Genomic DNA, 15,702 nt, shown 5'->3' with positions numbered 1-15,702 from the left:
GCTGATGCTGTCTTGTCGACCCTCGATTCATGGGTCATCTATAACCATCTAGCCCCCGGTTGCGACCGGGGGCTAGTATTTCTCATCACCCAGGGATTGCTTGATCAAACGCATTGGATTCATCCTCGGCGCGGCCCTGTTCGGCGCCTCGATGCTCGTGGTGGGAGGCCCGGACGTGGGCTTCTTGGCAGGAGTCGGGCTGGCGATGGGCGTGTTCGCGCTCGTCCTACTCCGGAACGATGGACCCGCTTGGGGCATTTCGTTACTGCTACCGGTAACGGTTCTGACTAATTTTGCGGATATTCCCATAAGCAGCCTGCCGCTCTTGGAAACGCCTCGCTCCGTCTACATGTTGCTGCTCTGCCTAGCTCTGGCGACCCGTCATGTATTCCATGGCCGGCCGATCAAGATTCCCATCCATGCCAAGCCATTTCTCGTGTTTCTTGGTATTCTCTTTCTCACTGTTCCATTCTCACAAAGCCCATACAAAAGTTTTGCATTTTTCATAAAAAATTTCTTTTTAACGGGCGCTATGTTCATATTCGGCCTGGAAATTTTTGCAGATCCGCGAGGGCGTAGAATCTTCGAGCGGACCATGATGAACTTGATCTTCATCGTATTCATCTTCGGCCTTTACCAGTTCTTTACTCAATCCCTTGGTTTCGGAGAAGAACTCCGAAACCAAGCCATGATGGAAGAGATCAAGAGATTCCAAATTATCCGCGTGCCAAGTTTTTTCGCATCACCGTATGCGGCTTCTGAATTTTATTTGTTATTAATTCCATTTATGTTGATTCAATCAGAAACAAACAGTGATTTCGATCGAACTTTGTTCCGATTGTGCGTGGCCATGTTGATTGTAGGAGTATTACTCACTCAACAACGATCTGGATTGTTAATAATTTTATTTCAGGTGGTAGCATTTAAGGTGTTGGAGCGGCCAGGTAATAGCATCAAGCGTCTATTAAAGACATCTATACTGTTGGTCATTATAGGCGCTTTGTCTATTTTTATTCTAACTAAGACAAGTTATGGGCAAGGCATGTTTGAACGGATGCAGGCGACCTTTTCTGCAACGTCCGTAGAGGACATGCAAGATGCCGGTTCAACCTTAGTCCGCCTACAGCGAATGTTTATCGCCTGGCTCATTTTTCAGGATCACGTGATCACCGGCATGGGGATTGGTCTTTCCCCCTTGATCTATCCACGTTATGGCTGGAACTGGCTTCAGTTTGATGGTGGGGCTCATAACGTATTTCTCTACTTGTTGAGTGAGAGCGGAATCGTCGGCCTAGTCGGCTTCATATATTGGTTCAGGGGGTTCTTCAAGACTTTCGCAGGCCGTCTTGGGAACTCGGATGGATCCAATCGGATTTTCTGGGCTGGCTGCTTGGTGTTCGGGGCCTCGCTGCTGCTGGACGGCATGTTCTCTGGCCTTTGGGGCTACCCTTCGCTGATTTTCATCGCACTGGGGTTTGCCTACATGCACTCCCGTCCTCCCATGACTTCCCCTGTACGGACAAGCTAGATGGCCGATTCATCCATAGATTTCCTGTTCTTCGTGGGTGAGGAGTGGACCCCATTCAGCCAGCGGGAGCAGTCCATCGCGCTGGAATGTGCGGCCAGGGGACACCGGGTGTTCTATGTCGAGCCCATGCTGTCCATTCCCAAGGCCTTGGCCTGGGGAATGAAGGGGCGCAGCCTGCGACCTCCGGATCCAGGCCAGGCCGGATTGACGGTGCTGCGTCCTAAGCTGAGCCTGTGGGCTTTCCGGGGCAGCCCGCTCCGGGCCCTCGATCGCCGGATCTTCTCCGGGTGGTATCAGAACGTCCGCCGGGAATTCTCCATCTCCGACGACGCCGTGCTCTACCTGAACCTGCCCTATTGGTGGGGGAATATTGTCACGCCAGAGACCGTGCCCCACTCCCTCCTCGTCTACGATTGCATCGACGACTGCAGGATCTATTCGCGGAACAAGCGGGTGCTCCGCTTGATGGAGACCTCCGAGAAGCGGCTGGTCGGGCAGGCGGATCTGGTGCTGGCGACTGCCCAGGTCCTCAAGGACAAGCTGGCCGCTTGGGGTAGCCAGGTCCACCTCCTTCCCAATGGCGTGGACACCCGCCGGTTCCTGGACCCCAGGGCCGGGCTCACCCGGCCACCCGAGTTGGAAGGGCTGCCCGGGCCCATCTTCGGGTTCGTCGGGGCCCTCTTCTACTGGATCGACTTCGAGGCCCTCGAAGCGCTGGCCAGGGCGTACCCGTCCGCTTCGGTGGTGCTGGTGGGGCCGACGGACGGTTCGTTCCCGGTGGATCTGCCCCGTCGCTGCCCCAATGTCCATGTGCTCGGCTCGCGTCCCTACGAGCAGGTCCCCGCCTACATGCGGGCCTTCGACGTGTGCCTCAACCCGTTCCGGATGGGCCCGCTGGGCGACACCATCAATCCGCTGAAGCTGTATGAGTACCTCTGCCTGGGCAAGCCCGTGCTGAGTGCCAGGACCCGGGAGACGGAGCGCTTCGCTGACCACCTGTACCTCTATGGGTCCCAGGAGGAACTGGTGGCCGGGGCGGCCCGGGCTCTCGGGGAACCGCCGGGACTTGCCGAGGGCCGTCGCCGCCTGGCGGGCGCCAATAGCTGGGTGGGCAAGGTCGATGTGCTGGAGGACCTGCTCGAGCAGGCTCGCGCCAAGGCGGAGACCCGGATGGGTGGATCAGGTCGGAGACCCTCATGCTGAAGGTGCTGTTCCAGTCTCGCCGGTCACTGTTCACCGCCTTCGGCGGAGACACGGTCCAGATCCAGAAGACGGCGGAAGCCTTGGAGAAGCTGGGTGTGCACGTGGACCTCGACATCAAGGGCGAGGCGAATCCCAGGGATTTCGATGTTGTCCACCTATTCAACCTGATGCGGCCCCAGGAGACCTGGATCGCCGCAAGACGCGCCAAGGAGGCGGGCAAGCCCGTCGTCATCTCCACCATCTTCGGGCCGTATACAGAGCTTGACCGTGCCGTGCGTCGCGGGATGACCGGCTGGATGGCCAGGCATGTGTCTCCCGACCGCTTCGAGTTGATCAAGATCCTGGGCCGCTGGGTGGTGAACGGGGAGTGTCACCCGGGTCTTTCCCGATTTCTCCTGCGGGGGGTCCACCAGGCCCAAGAGGACATCATCGCCGCCAGCTCGGTGCTGCTTCCGAACTCCCAGGGGGAGGCCGAACGGGTCAAGGCCCATTTCCCGGAGGCGGCTGCCAAGAAAGTCGTGGTCGTGCCGAACGCGGTGGACCCCGAGCTGTTCACCCAGGACCACCACTGTCCGGCGTGCGCGGAAGTCGAGGCAGCCTATGGGAATCAGATCGTTCTCTGCGCGGCTCGAATCGAACCCCGGAAATGCCAGGTGGAGCTCGCCGAAGCCATGGAAGGGCTGCCCTGGAAGCTGGTGCTGGTGGGAAAGCCGGGAGCCAACAGCGGCGAGTACTACCAACGGCTTCAGCAGACCGCAGCCAGGACGGGCAATTGCGTGATCGCCGGCCCGGTGGACCCCCAGCGACTGCCCTGCCTGTACAGGGTCGCCAGGGTCCATGCCCTGGTGTCGTGGATGGAGACCCCGGGCCTGTCGTCCCTGGAGGCGGCCGCCAGCGGATGCCAGGTGCTGATCACCCGGAAGGGAGACACCTACGAGTATTTCGGAGACATGGCCGAGTACTGTGACCCCGCCTCGATCGAATCCATCCGCCAAGGGGTCATCCGGGCCTATGAGCGTACGCCCGATCATTCGGCCATGGCTTCTTTGCGGGAGCGCTGCACATGGGAAGCCGCGGCAAAGGCTACATTTGAGGGTTACCTGTTGGCTCACCCTGAGATGGGATGAAACCTCGCGTGGATGATCTATAATGACCGTTCCATTTGTTGAAATAGATGAATTCAGATGAACATGCTAATTTTCGTTAATTTAGACAATTTTATTGATCGGCTGATTCATGGTAGAAAAAAATACAAACATTGATTTAATGAGAGTGATCTCCGCATTTGCGGTGGTCTGGTTGCATGTATCCGCAAACGTCGTGACTCGGCATCCGAACGTACATAGCAATGCTTGGTGGGTGGCCAATACTGCAGATGCCTATAGCCGTTGGTGCGTCCCTGTTTTTGTTATGATCAGCGGAGCCTTGCTGCTTTCAAAATCGAACCGCACAACTGTGAATAATTTTTACAAAAAAAGAATGACCAGGATACTCCCACCGTTGGTGATCTGGACCGCAATTTACCTGATTTTTCAAATATTCACCAATTCTGCATTCGGTTTTAAATATGCAATTATGAGCATTATCAAGGGGATGCCCTATTATCATCTTTGGTATGTTTATATGTTGCTCGGATTATACGCCGCAGCTCCATTTATTTGTATTTTTGTTTCAAACATAGAGCAACGCATTCTTAATAAGCTTACGTTTGGGATCCTTGCTGTTTCTGCCATCGAGTCAGTCCGAATGGCAAATTATTTTACGTTTCTACCTTCTTTTATTCCATTTACTGGTTATTTTTTGGCTGGGTACAATATTTATAATAACCGCATGAAATACAATTCATATTTATTAATTATTATTATTATTGCTTGCGGATTCGCGATTTCCACGGGGACTGGAATTTTGTTACCAAGGCTGGGTTCAAGATCATGGGAGATAATGTATTCATATCAAAACCCATTTGTAATATTGATGTCACTTTGCGTGTTTATATTGATCCTTGGAAGCACGAGATCTTCTCGGATCATCACTGGTGTCACCAACCACATTGCACCAGTTTCACTGGGTATATATCTGATCCATCCACTCTGGTTGTGGGGTTTATCTAAAATGGGGATAGATGGTTTTTTGGGACACCCTGCTATTGGGATTCCATTCGCGGCCATTATCGCTTTTGCTCTATCGGCGGCCACGACTGCTTTGATGGCTAAGAACTCTATATTGAAGCGTCTTGTATGTTGAATTAATTACATAACATTAGCGTTTAAGATTTCGAATCATATTTGGCTAGTGTTTTGTAGGCTTCAGCAACTCCGGCCCAGGTGTAATGGGCCTCCAAGTGAGCTTGGCACGCTCTTCGGAAGGAGGCCATTGACCCCGGTAGATAGGTTTCGTCATCAAGGATTCTCTGGATCGACTTCGAGTCATCGAAGAAGGTAGCAAGGGTTCCAGCAACCTCCCGGTTGAACGGGTTGTCGTGGGCGATGATGGGCTGGCCCGCCGAGATGGCCTCCAGGAGGGAGGGATTGGTGCCCCCGACCGTGTGGCCGTGGAAGTAGGAACGGGCATGGCAGCGGAGGGCCGCGAGGCGGGGCTTGTCGTAGACCCCCCCCAGGAAGCGCACCCGATCCGAGCCGAGGGCGAGCAGTCGTTGCACGTAGGCATTGGGGTTCTGAATGCCACCGACCACGACGAGAGGGTGGGGGGCGTCGGATCGCAGGTATCCCTCGACGATCTCCACAACCTGATTCTCGGGCTCCAGGCGGGCGACGACCAGGTGATAACCCCCGGACTCCAGGCCCTCCGGAAGCAGATCGGCGGGGTGGGCATCCGAATCGATTGGATGGGCGCCGTAGGGGATGAACGTGCAGTCGAGTCCCTCGCCGTAGGTGTCGAGGTAGTACTGCCGGATGGCTTCAGCGTCGGCGATGAGCCGACTGGCGGACCAGGTGGAGATCCGCTCCATGACCTTCAGGTAACCCCGGATGGGTAACGGCCACTTGCTGCGTTTCCATTCCAGGCCATCCATGTTGATCCACACCTTGGTACCCCACAGGCGTGGCAATGCACAGCCGAAGGCAGCTCCATAACCAAGCATGTACAGGATGTCGAAACTACGGCGGTGATCCCATAGGCAGCGAAGGTCGAAAGCCACGTTGGTGAAGGGCCCGACCTTGGGCTCAGGCACATAGTCGAGGCGGACCCGGCCAAGAGATTCTGGTTGATCCGGTCGCCGAGGACCGGGGCATACCACTGTGATTTCGAACGTTTCATCCTCAGCCCAGCGGGTGGCCAGTTCTTCAGCGAAGGTTTCGAAGCCGCCATATCGGGCTGGGATACCTTGGGTGCCGAGGATACCGATACGGATGGGCTTCGACTCACCGTGAGACCCATGGGGCGCCTGTTGGGCCCGAAGTGAAGGCTCCGGCTGTGTTTTCATGGGGTCCTCTATGCTTGGGGGACAGTCGGCAGGTACCCGGACGTGGTCATGGACACTCTTCCACTGAGCGCCATCTTGAGGATGCTGGCGATTTGGTTGGCCGCCTTCCCGTCGCCGTAGGGGAACCTTGGCGTTCCCATGGACGAGTAGAAAACTTCATCCTTCCAGATGCGCTCCGCCAACTGCCGGAACCGCTCCGTATCGCTTCCGACGAGCAGCACACCCCCGGCTTCCACGGCCTCCGGACGTTCGGTGACCTCCCGGAAGACGAGGACGGGTTTGCCCAGCGCCGGGGCCTCCTCCTGGAGGCCGCCACTGTCGGTGAGCACCAGGAAGGCCTGCTTGAGGGCCGAGACGAGGGCGGGGTAGTCGAGGGGATCCACCAAGTGGACGTTGGGAACGCCCCCGAGGATCTCCCGGGCCGGGCCGGTCACGTTGGGGTTCGGATGGACGGGGTACAGGAACCGGGCTTCCGGATGTGCGCCCGCGAACGCTTTGAGGCCCTCCAGGATCCTCCGGAGGGGCTCGCCGAAGTTCTCGCGCCGGTGCAGTGTGACCAGGACGAGCCGCTCCCCGGGGCCCAAAGGCCGGGGAAGGGGATCCAGAAGGTCGGCGCGGGAGGCGACCTCGAGCAGGGCATCGATGACGGTGTTGCCGACGACATGCACCTGGGCGTCCGGCACCCCCTCGCGCAGCAGGGCCGACCTGGAGGTCTCGGTGGGGGCGAAATGCCAGCGGGTGAGGACGGCGGAGAGGCGGCGCATGCCCTCCTCGGGGAAGGGCGCGGCGAGATCGCCGCTCCGGAGGCCTGCCTCCACGTGGCCGAAGGGAATGCCGGCGTAGAAGGACGCCAGGGCCGTACAGAAGACCGTGGTGGTGTCCCCCTGGGCCAGGACCAGGTCTGGCTGGGCCTCCCGGAGGATCGCGTCGAGGGCGGGCACGAGCCTCCCCGTCAGCGAGGCCAGGGTCTGGTTGGGTTGCATGGCGTCCAGGTCCCAGTCCGCATGAAGACCGAACGTTGCCATCATCTGATCCAGCAGGCCCCGGTGCTGGGCCGTGGCCAGGACGGACACCCGAAAGCCCTGCTCGCGCAGGGCTTTCACGACGGGTGCCATCTTGATCACTTCCGGGCGGGTGCCGAAGGCGCAAAGAACGTGCGGATTCATCACCATCGCCCCGACTAGCGCCGGGGCCTCGGCCGCCGCTCCCGGCGGGGCTCGTCGCCGCCTTCGCTGGCGGGCTCTTCTTCCATGCCCTCGGGCTTGGGGATGAGGGCCTTGCGGCTGAGCTTGATCTTGCCGTTCTTCTCGTCGATACCGATGCACTTGACCATGACTTCCTGGCCTTCGCTCAGCTCGTCGGCGGGATCCTTCACGCGGTGGTGGGCGATCTCGCTGACGTGCAGCAGGCCGTCCAGGCCGGGGAGGATGGTGACGAAGGCGCCGAACTCGACGACCTTGGCCACCTTGCCGAGATAGGTCTTGCCGACCTCGGCGGTCTGGATGAGCTCGCCGATCATCTTGAGGGCGATCTGCAGCTTCTCCTGGGTGGGGCCGGCAACCTGGCAGAGGCCGTCGTCGTCGATGTTCACCTCGCAGCCGCTCACCTCGATGATGTTGCGGATGGTGGCGCCGCCCTTGCCGATGACGTCGCGGATCTTCTCCTTGGGGAGCTGGATGCTGTGCATCTGGGGGGCGTTGCTGGCGTAGTCGCTGCGGGGGGCGGCGAGCACTTTGCCCATGGCCTCCAGCAGGTGCAGGCGGCCGGCCTTGGCTTGGTCGAGGGCCTTGGTGAGGATCTCGGTGGTGATGCCGCCGATCTTGATGTCCATCTGGAGGGCGGTGATGCCCTTCTCGGTGCCGGCGACCTTGAAGTCCATGTCGCCGTAGTGGTCTTCCTGGCCGGCGATGTCGGAGAGCACCACGAACTTGTCGCCGTCGCTGACGAGGCCCATGGCCACGCCGGCCACGGGGGCCTTGAGCTTGATGCCGGCATCCATCAGGGCCAGGGTGCCGCCGCAGATGGTGGCCATGGAGGACGAGCCGTTGCTCTCGGTGATGTCACTCACCACGCGCACGGTGTAGGGATTCTCCTCGGCGGGAGGCAGCACGGCGAAGAGGCTGCGCTCGGCCAGCATGCCGTGGCCGATCTCGCGGCGGCCGGGCCCGCGGTTGGGCTTGCACTCGCCCACGCTGTAACCGGGGAAGTTGTAGTGGAGGTAGAACTTCTTCTTGTACTCCTCCTCCAGGCCGTCGATGATCTGGATGTTGTTGATGGTGCCCAGCGTGGCGGTGACCAGCGCCTGGGTCTCGCCGCGGGTGAAGAGGCAGCTGCCGTGGGCCGCGGGGAGGACGCCGACCTCGATGTTGAGGGGTCGGATCTGGTCGAACTTGCGGCCGTCCAGGCGCACGCCCTGCTTGAGGATGGCGTTGCGGAAGAGGGTCTCCTTCAGCTCGTCGAAGCAGGCGACCACGTCCTTCTTCAGCTCGGGCTTGTCCGCCGTGAACTGGGCCACGGCCTCCTTCTTCAGGACGTCGATGGCCTTGTAGCTCTCGATCTTCACCTTCATGGTCAGCGCCGTGAAGAGCTTCTCGGCGTAGGCGGCGGCCACCTGGCCGTACAGCTCCTCGTTGCGCGCGGCCTTGGCGGCGGCGACCTTGGGCTTGCCCACCTTGGCCTGCAGGTCCTTCTGCAGCTTCACGAGGGTCTTGATCTGGTCGTGGCCGAAGGCCAGGGCCTTCACCATGTCCGCTTCCAGCACTTCCTTGGCGCCGCACTCCACCATCACCAGGGCGTCGGCCGTGCCGGCCACCAGGAGGTCGATGTCGCTGTCGGCGCGCTGATCCACCGTGGGGTTCACGATGAGCTGGCCGTTCACGCGGCCCACGCGGACACCGCCCACGGGATTCACGAAGGGGATCTCGCTGATGATGAGGGCCGCGGAGGCGCCCACCATGGCGAGCGTCTCAGGGGCGTGCTGGCCGTCGTAGCTGAGCACCTGGGCGGTGATCATGGTGTCGCCGTTGTAGCCCTCTTCGAACAGGGGCCGCAGGGGGCGGTCGATGAGGCGGCTGGTCAGCGTCTCCTTGGTGGTGGGGCGGCCCTCGCGCTTGAACCAGCCGCCGGGGATCTTGCCGGCCGCCAGCACGGGCTCGCGGTAGTCCACGGTCAGCGGGAAGAAGTCGATGCCTTCGCGGGGGGTGCCGTAGCACACGGCCACGAGGACCATGGTGTCGCCCTGGCGGACGATGACGGCGCCGTGGGCCTGCTTGGCGACGCGGCCGGTCTCGAGGCTGATGGGCGTGCCGCCCAGGTCGACCGAGACGGTCGTGGGATTGAACTTGAGTGCGTTCATGCGGTCTCCGGGCCGTGCGGCCCTTGGGGGCTCCCCCTGAGCCCGGGCACCGGCCGGGGCTCCTGCGATCGCTCCATGAAACCCGTCCGCCGGGGGCCTTGGTTGGCCTGGGGAGGTGGGCTTCCTGCAGAGGTCGCCGCCGAAGGGGAGCAGGTGGAAAATCGGCAGGTCCAGCATACCACCTGCGGCCCCCGGGGAAAGCTCGAGACCCCATCAGGGCGCTGTAGGGGGGAATGACCGTTCGGAGGCGAAAATCAACCGTTCGGGGGTCGGATGGGTCTCTACCTCCTGTCAGTGTGGTTTACTGGCCCGGTAGTAGTTGTTTGCGCGGATGATCGATTTTTGCCGATCAGGGGCTCGAAAGGCTGGATACCGCAGATGTCTGCCGGATCTGCCTTTTGGATCAGGGACTGGGCCTGTTGCTATACTTGATGGGCTCGTCCTTGGATGCACCACGGCAGAGGTGCCGCAGAACCAGGCGGCTCTCAGGCAGGGTTGTGGATCCGGATCTCTCCGCTTGGCTGTCTCCACCCACTCCCCAGGTTCATCATGCTTTCCTCCCTCGGCATCACGGCGATTGCGGCTCTGGGCACCGGTCTTCTGGTGCCGGCGCTGGCCCGAGTGCTGGGCCCGAGGGGGTGGATGGACCTGCCCTCCCTGCGGAAGTCCCACGGGCAGCCCGTGCCCAGGGTAGGGGGGGTGGCCCTGCTGCTCGTGCTGCTGGTGGCGAAGGCGCTGGGGGTGCTGCACCTGGGCCTGACCCACCTGGAGTGGGCGGTGATCGCGGGCATGGGCGCCGTCGGCATCCTGGATGATCGCTTCAATCTCCGGGCGCGCTGGAAGGCCATGGCGGGACTGCTGGTGGCGGTCCCCCTGGCCTTCGTCCACACCCAGGAACTCCTGGTGAGCGGGATGAACGTGACCCTTTTCGGGCTCGACATCCCGGATCATCCGCTGGTCTTTTTCCCTCTGCTGACGCTCTGGTACTGGGGGGTGCCGAACGCCTTCAACCTCATCGACGGGTTGAACGGGCTGTCCCTGGGCTTTTCCTGCGCGCTGCTGGCGGCCCTGGGGCTGGGGCCGGCCTCGCACATCGGCTCTGGCGCGGCGCCCCTGCTCGGGGCCCTGGTGGCCCTGCTGGCGCTGAACTACCCGAAGGCCCGGCACTTCATGGGCGATGCCGGGTCCCTGGCCCTGGGAAGCCTTTTCGCCATCCTGGTCATGGAGCAGGCCCTTCCGGTGCACCGTGGGCTGGGCCTGTGGCTGATGGCCTACCCCATCCTGGATGTGACGACGGTGGTGGCCATTCGCAAGTACTGCGGGCGTCCCCTTGGGCAGGCGGACCGGAGCCACCTCCATCACTGGCTGCTGGAGCGCTTCGGCGGGCGGGCCTGGCTGGTGACGCCCGTGCTGGTCGGCCTGGCGGCCCTGCCCATGACTCGCGACCTTCCCTGGGCGCACGCCAGAACCATTTCCTTCCTGGGATTCGGGGTGCTGGTCATCCTCGCCGTCCGGGTGTTCATCGATCGGGCCATCCTCAACCCGAGCTCCGCCTTCGTGCCGCGGAAGGAACCCAGGCATGCGTTCCTGAATGAGGCTTCCGGCACCCACCAGCAGGCGAGCTGAGGGCGTGCTAGCGTAGGGAAGCGCTTCCACTGGACCTGTTTACGAGGTTTTTATGCGTACGAGGATGATTCTGGGCCTGGTCTGGGCCGGCACGGCTGTTTTCGCCCAGCTCCCTCCCGGCTTGGATCTCCAGGCGCTGAAGCAGGCTGCGGCTTCGGCTGGCGTGCAGGTTCCGGGGGGCCAGCCGGATGCGGTTCCAACCAAGGGCGTCACCATCCCCCCTCCGGCGGCGCAGGGCCAGGACCTGACGGCGGAGGAGAAGCTGGATCGGGACATCAAGGCCATGAAGGCCCGGGAGAAGGGCCCCCGCCGCTTCGCCTCCGACTTGTTTGATCAGCGCCAGCGGGGCACGGCGGCCACCGAGGGCGGCATCGCCGAGGACTACGTCCTGGGCACCGGTGACCAGCTGAGCCTCAATGTGTTCGGCAGCGCCACCTTCGATCTGCCCGTGCAGGTGGATGGGCGTGGCGAGATCGTCATCCCCAAGGTGGGCACGGCCAAGGTGGGCGGTCTCACGCTGGGTCGCGCCAAGCAGGTGGTGCAGGGGGTGGTGGGTCGCAACTTCTCGCGATCCACGGTGGACCTGCAGGTGGTCCAGCTTCGCGAGGTGCGGGTCTTCGTGCTGGGCGAGGTCTACAAGCCCGGCAGCTACCTGGTGTCGAGCCTGAGCTCCCTGGTGAACGTGCTGAGCATGGCCGGAGGGCCCACGGCCGTGGGCAGCTACCGGGACATCCGCGTCATGCGAGGCGGGAGGAAGGTGTTCGACCTGGATCTGTACCCGCTCCGGGCCGAGGGCCTGGGCAACGCCAATGTGGCCCTGCAGAGCGGGGACACCATCTTCGTGCCCCTGGCCCAGAACCAGGTGTTGCTGGAAGGGGCCTTCCAGCGGGTGGTGGCCAGCGAGGAGCGGGCCGGAGACAAGCCGCAGCCCGGCGTGGAGAGCCTGGATCTGGATCCCCTGAAGGACAGGCGGGACCGGATCCAGCGGGAGATCAATGCCATCGAAGCCCGGCTGGCTCCGCGCCCGGACGCCGCCAATGGGGAGGGGGCGCCGGGAGCCGAGGCCTCCGCCCAGCCCCAAGCCCAGGCCTCCCAGCCGCCCCCCCCGCCCCTCAGCCTCACGGAGCGGGCGGACCTGGAGGATCGGCTGTCCTTCCTGAAGCGCCAGTGGGTGCGATTCAAGGAGGCGCCGCCCACGGACCACCGGCTTCAGATGGATCCGGACACAAACCTCCCCTACGCCTCGACCGAGGAGGACTGGAGCCGTCCAGGCTGGCTGCGCCGCTGGGAGCAGTCAGGCCGGCCCCCCGTGATGCAGTTCGAGATGAAGCCAGGCGAGACCGCCGCCGATGCGCTCCGGTTCGCGGGAGGATTCGCCGCGGAGGCCGGGGAGGGGACGCTCACGCTCCGGCACCGGGATGCCTCGGGAATCGTCCGGGGCCAGGAGGTGCCCTCGGGTGAGGGCGCCCGGGTGGGTCTGGGCCGGGGGGATGTGCTCTCCGCACCGATTCGCCGGGAGCGGACGGGCCCGGTGGTGGAGCTGGCCGGATGGGTGCGGGTGCCTGGAACCTATGCCAGGACCGAGGGTCTGAGGGTGGGCGACCTGCTGCGCCGGGAAACCCAGGTGCTGCCGGACACCTACCGGGCGCGGGGTGAGATCGTCCACACCGCCTTGGATGGGACGACCCGGTTCCAGACCTTCGACATCGACAAGGCCCTGGCAGGCGACGCCGCCCACAACCTCCTGCTCGAGGACCGCGACCGGGTCGAGCTGTTCCGCCTGGAAGATCTGCGCCTCCCGCGCCTGGTGACGGTCACGGGCCCTGTGGCCCGGCCGGGCACCTACCGGTTCCATGAGGGCATGCGCGCCTCGGACCTGATCTTCCGGGCTGGGGTTCCCTCCAAGTCCGCCGATCGTCTGGTGGCCGAGCTGGCGCACAGCCGGGTGGGGGAGGCCAGCGACGTGGTCCGCCTCGACCTGGCCAAGCTGCTGTCCACGGAGGCCGGCAGCCCCGTGGCGCTGCTGGACGACGCGGTCAATCCCCTGATCCGGCCCGATGACGCCCTGAGCCTCTTCGAGAAGCCCGACTTCAGGGTGCACCGCGCGGTCCGGGTCACGGGACAGGTGGCCCGCCCCGGCTCGTACACCCTGGATTCAGAGCACGCCAAACTGTCCGAGGTGATTCGGCGGGCCGGGGGCCTGACTCCGGAGGCCATGCCGAATGCGGCGGTGTTCCTCCGGCGCCTGAACACCCAGGACGCCTCCCTCCAGCGTGCCGCGGAGGAATCCGGGCTGATGGCGAAGGATCCCACCGCCAAGGGCATCAACGAGATCCTCGAACGCCTCAATGAGACCAAGCGCCAGCCCGTCACGGGACAGCTGCTGAAGAACCCCCTCCTCCATGGTCTCCTGGCCGGAAACCTCAACCGCATGGTGGTGGACTTCCGGGGGGCCCTGAAGGGGAATGCGCAGGCGGATGTGGAACTGGAGGACGGGGACGAGATCATCATCCCCCGGGCCACGGAGGCGGCCTACGTCGTGGGCGAGACCGCCAGCCCGTTCGCGACGTACAAGGTCACGAAAGGGGCCAAGGTGTCCGACCTGCTGAAGCTGGCCGGCGGCCCCACGCGCAATGCCGACACCTCGAACATCCGCCTGCTCAAGGCCGATGGCCGCATTATCGACAGCTGGGTGGAGGGGAAACCGGTGGAACCCGGCGACACGGTCCTGGTGCCCCAGCGGTTCCGCCGCGACACCAGCTGGCAGGAGAACCTGCAGGCCCTGACGCCGCTGGCCCTGATCCTGAACGCGATCAAGTAGGCGGCCGCTGCTAGAATGAAGGGCCCCGCGACCGCGGGGCCTTTTCTTCGTGAGTGCCATGATCCTGCGCAAAGAGTACTGGTTCGAAGCGGCCCATTTCATCTACAACCACCCCGGCAAGTGCCGGAACCTGCACGGCCACAGCTACAAGCTGTTCGTGTCGCTCGAAGGCCAGGTGAACCCGGAGACGGGCATGATCATCGACTTCGACGACCTCTCGAAGGTGGTGACTGAGAAGGTCATCGGGAAGCTGGACCACCGCTTCCTCAACGACCTGATCCCCCTGTCCACGGCCGAGAACATCTCCGTGTGGATCTGGGAGCAGCTCAAGCCCGCCCTGCCGCAGCTCTGCCAGGTCGAGGTGTACGAGACCACCGACAACTGCGTGATCTACCGCGGAGCCTGACATGAAGCGCGCCCTCGCCCTCTCGGCCCTCGTGCTCCTCGCCGGCTGCGACGCCATCAATCCGGCCCTGCGCTACCAGGAGGCCGCCCGTCAGCTCCGCTTCTCGCTGGACCGCGTGGAACCCCAGGTGGAGCTGGCCTTTCCCCTGGAGCAGTCGCGGCTGCGGCTGCGGCTGGATGTGGGCGTGGACAACGCGTCGGACATGCGCCTCCGCACCCGGCGCGTGAGTGGGAACCTGCGGCTGGCGGCCCAGGGCGGGGACCATGCTCTGGGCGCCATCGGCTTCCCCGAGGGCATGGACCTGGCCCCGAAGGGCCGCAGCACCCTGCACGCCGAGGTGGTGATGACCTACGCAGACCTCAAGAACGCGTGGGGACCGATCACGGCCGCCGCCGTCCGCCGCGAGTCCGCCACCTGGAGCCTGGCCGGCGAGGCCCGCTTCGAGGTCATGGGCATCGAGTTCGGCGTGCCCTTCCGCACGTCGAAGAGCACCGGACGCTGACCTCCGGAGCCGCATGATCCGCGCCGTCGTCTTCGACCTTTGGAACACGCTGGTCTTCAGCCCGGCGGGCAGCCCGTTCCAGCGGCTGAAGGGCCTGCTGCGGCCCGAGCAGGAGCACCTGCACGCCGCCCTCATGCGGGATGGCATGATCCGGCCCTACGCGTCCGTGGAGGCCTTCCTGGAGGCCTGGCGGGAGCCCGCGGGACTGGAGCCCGGGCAGATGGAGGCCATGGCCCAGGCCTTCCGCGAGGCGGGGGACCAGGCGGAGTGCTTTCCTGGCGCGCCGGAAGTGGTGGCCGCGGTGCGGGACCTGGCGCGGGTGGCGCTGCTCTCGAACACCCAGAGCTTCGGCCTGGAGCTGCTGGACCGCCTGGGCATCTCCGAGCGCATCCGCCTGCAGCACCGCAGCGCGGACCTGGGCGCCCTCAAGCCCGAGCCCGCGGCCTACGAGGCCGTGCAGCGGCGACTGGGGCTGTTCCCGGGCAACCTCGCCATGGTGGGCGACAGCTGGACCGACGATGTGGAGGGAGCTCTGGCCGCGGGCTGGACGGCCATCTGGGTGAACCGCGAGACCAAGCCCCGGCCCCACCACGATCCCGACGCCCCCCTCTACGAAGTGCGCAGCCTGGACCGCGTGCCCGAGCTCATCGAGAACCTCCAGCTGGGGATGCGCTGCCCGACATGCCTGGGGTAGCCTTCAGCTCGAAGCAAAAAACGTTTTTCGCCACCGATTTCGCCGATTTCAGTGATGAAAAGCGATTCCATGCCCCAGCGCAGCATGGGCTCATGGGGGGTGGCAGGGCCGCGCTCTCAAAAGGC

12 protein-coding genes are annotated in these 15,702 nt (G+C 63.3%); 9 read left to right on the top strand and 3 right to left on the bottom strand.

The window, feature by feature from the left end; all coding sequences use genetic code 11:
• Positions 1-100 precede the first annotated feature (100 nt).
• The 4 genes from MLJ35_RS13220 to MLJ35_RS13205 all read left to right on the top strand — a co-directional run bounded on the left by MLJ35_RS13220 (position 101) and on the right by MLJ35_RS13205 (position 4,975).
• Positions 101-1,528, top strand: coding sequence for an O-antigen ligase family protein (locus MLJ35_RS13220; protein WP_243384740.1), 1,428 nt, complete (start codon positions 101-103; stop codon positions 1,526-1,528).
• Positions 1,529-2,731, top strand: a complete 1,203-nt coding sequence (locus MLJ35_RS13215; RefSeq protein WP_243384739.1) for a glycosyltransferase — start codon at positions 1,529-1,531, stop codon at positions 2,729-2,731.
• Complete coding sequence (locus MLJ35_RS13210; RefSeq protein ID WP_243384738.1) at positions 2,725-3,858, top strand: glycosyltransferase family 4 protein; 1,134 nt, start codon at positions 2,725-2,727, stop codon at positions 3,856-3,858. Before MLJ35_RS13215 ends, MLJ35_RS13210 begins: the two co-directional genes overlap by 7 nt.
• 109 nt (positions 3,859-3,967) lie before the next feature.
• A complete protein-coding gene (locus tag MLJ35_RS13205; RefSeq protein WP_243384737.1) occupies positions 3,968-4,975 on the top strand; it encodes an acyltransferase in 1,008 nt (335 codons plus the stop codon).
• 22 nt (positions 4,976-4,997) lie between these two features.
• Here the strand turns inward: MLJ35_RS13205 and MLJ35_RS13200 are convergent, their stop codons facing one another.
• From MLJ35_RS13200 to pnp, 3 genes are read right to left on the bottom strand one after another with little or no spacing between them, the layout of a single operon-like run.
• Positions 4,998-6,173 (bottom strand): DUF1972 domain-containing protein, encoded by a 1,176-nt coding sequence (locus MLJ35_RS13200; protein ID WP_243384736.1) that lies wholly within the window; start codon positions 6,171-6,173, stop codon positions 4,998-5,000.
• 8 nt (positions 6,174-6,181) lie between these two features.
• The gene (gene wecB, locus MLJ35_RS13195; protein ID WP_243384735.1) at positions 6,182-7,339 is read right to left on the bottom strand and encodes a non-hydrolyzing UDP-N-acetylglucosamine 2-epimerase; all 1,158 of its coding nucleotides are present in this window, start codon (positions 7,337-7,339) and stop codon (positions 6,182-6,184) included.
• Positions 7,340-7,353: 14 nt separating this feature from the next.
• A complete protein-coding gene (pnp, locus tag MLJ35_RS13190) occupies positions 7,354-9,528 on the bottom strand; it encodes a polyribonucleotide nucleotidyltransferase (protein WP_243384734.1) in 2,175 nt (724 codons plus the stop codon).
• Between the two features lie 549 nt (positions 9,529-10,077).
• On the opposite strand from pnp, the gene MLJ35_RS13185 reads away from it, so the two are divergent.
• Genes MLJ35_RS13185 through MLJ35_RS16030 form a run of 5 tightly spaced genes read left to right on the top strand, consistent with a single transcriptional unit; the run spans position 10,078 to position 15,577 of the window.
• Complete coding sequence (locus MLJ35_RS13185; RefSeq protein ID WP_243384733.1) at positions 10,078-11,154, top strand: glycosyltransferase family 4 protein; 1,077 nt, start codon at positions 10,078-10,080, stop codon at positions 11,152-11,154.
• A 52-nt stretch (positions 11,155-11,206) separates the two neighbouring features.
• Positions 11,207-13,975: an SLBB domain-containing protein gene (locus MLJ35_RS13180; protein ID WP_243384732.1), complete on the top strand. Its 2,769-nt coding sequence runs from the start codon at positions 11,207-11,209 to the stop codon at positions 13,973-13,975.
• 58 nt (positions 13,976-14,033) lie between these two features.
• On the top strand, positions 14,034-14,381 hold the full coding sequence (gene queD, locus MLJ35_RS13175) for a 6-carboxytetrahydropterin synthase QueD (RefSeq protein ID WP_243384731.1): 348 nt from the start codon (positions 14,034-14,036) through the stop codon (positions 14,379-14,381).
• A 1-nt stretch (position 14,382) separates the two neighbouring features.
• Positions 14,383-14,883, top strand: a complete 501-nt coding sequence (locus MLJ35_RS13170) for a hypothetical protein (RefSeq protein ID WP_243384730.1) — start codon at positions 14,383-14,385, stop codon at positions 14,881-14,883.
• Between the two features lie 13 nt (positions 14,884-14,896).
• The gene (locus MLJ35_RS16030; RefSeq protein ID WP_275976555.1) at positions 14,897-15,577 is read left to right on the top strand and encodes an HAD family hydrolase; all 681 of its coding nucleotides are present in this window, start codon (positions 14,897-14,899) and stop codon (positions 15,575-15,577) included.
• Positions 15,578-15,702: the final 125 nt, after the last annotated feature.

The organism is Geothrix alkalitolerans (genome assembly GCF_022808885.1).
GTDB lineage: Bacteria > Acidobacteriota > Holophagae > Holophagales > Holophagaceae > Geothrix > Geothrix alkalitolerans.
This window is presented reverse-complemented; position numbering and strand designations above follow the sequence as displayed.

Coding starts and splice junctions, on each gene's coding strand:
- MLJ35_RS13215 (WP_243384739.1), top strand. CDS start 1,529: ATGGCCGATTCATCCATAGATTTCCTGTTCTTCGTGGGTGAGGAGTGG.
- MLJ35_RS13210 (WP_243384738.1), top strand. CDS start 2,725: ATGCTGAAGGTGCTGTTCCAGTCTCGCCGGTCACTGTTCACCGCCTTC.
- MLJ35_RS13205 (WP_243384737.1), top strand. CDS start 3,968: ATGGTAGAAAAAAATACAAACATTGATTTAATGAGAGTGATCTCCGCA.
- MLJ35_RS13200 (WP_243384736.1), bottom strand. CDS start 6,173: ATGAAAACACAGCCGGAGCCTTCACTTCGGGCCCAACAGGCGCCCCAT.
- wecB (WP_243384735.1), bottom strand. CDS start 7,339: ATGAATCCGCACGTTCTTTGCGCCTTCGGCACCCGCCCGGAAGTGATC.
- pnp (WP_243384734.1), bottom strand. CDS start 9,528: ATGAACGCACTCAAGTTCAATCCCACGACCGTCTCGGTCGACCTGGGC.
- MLJ35_RS13185 (WP_243384733.1), top strand. CDS start 10,078: ATGCTTTCCTCCCTCGGCATCACGGCGATTGCGGCTCTGGGCACCGGT.
- MLJ35_RS13180 (WP_243384732.1), top strand. CDS start 11,207: ATGCGTACGAGGATGATTCTGGGCCTGGTCTGGGCCGGCACGGCTGTT.
- queD (WP_243384731.1), top strand. CDS start 14,034: ATGATCCTGCGCAAAGAGTACTGGTTCGAAGCGGCCCATTTCATCTAC.
- MLJ35_RS13170 (WP_243384730.1), top strand. CDS start 14,383: ATGAAGCGCGCCCTCGCCCTCTCGGCCCTCGTGCTCCTCGCCGGCTGC.
- MLJ35_RS16030 (WP_275976555.1), top strand. CDS start 14,897: ATGATCCGCGCCGTCGTCTTCGACCTTTGGAACACGCTGGTCTTCAGC.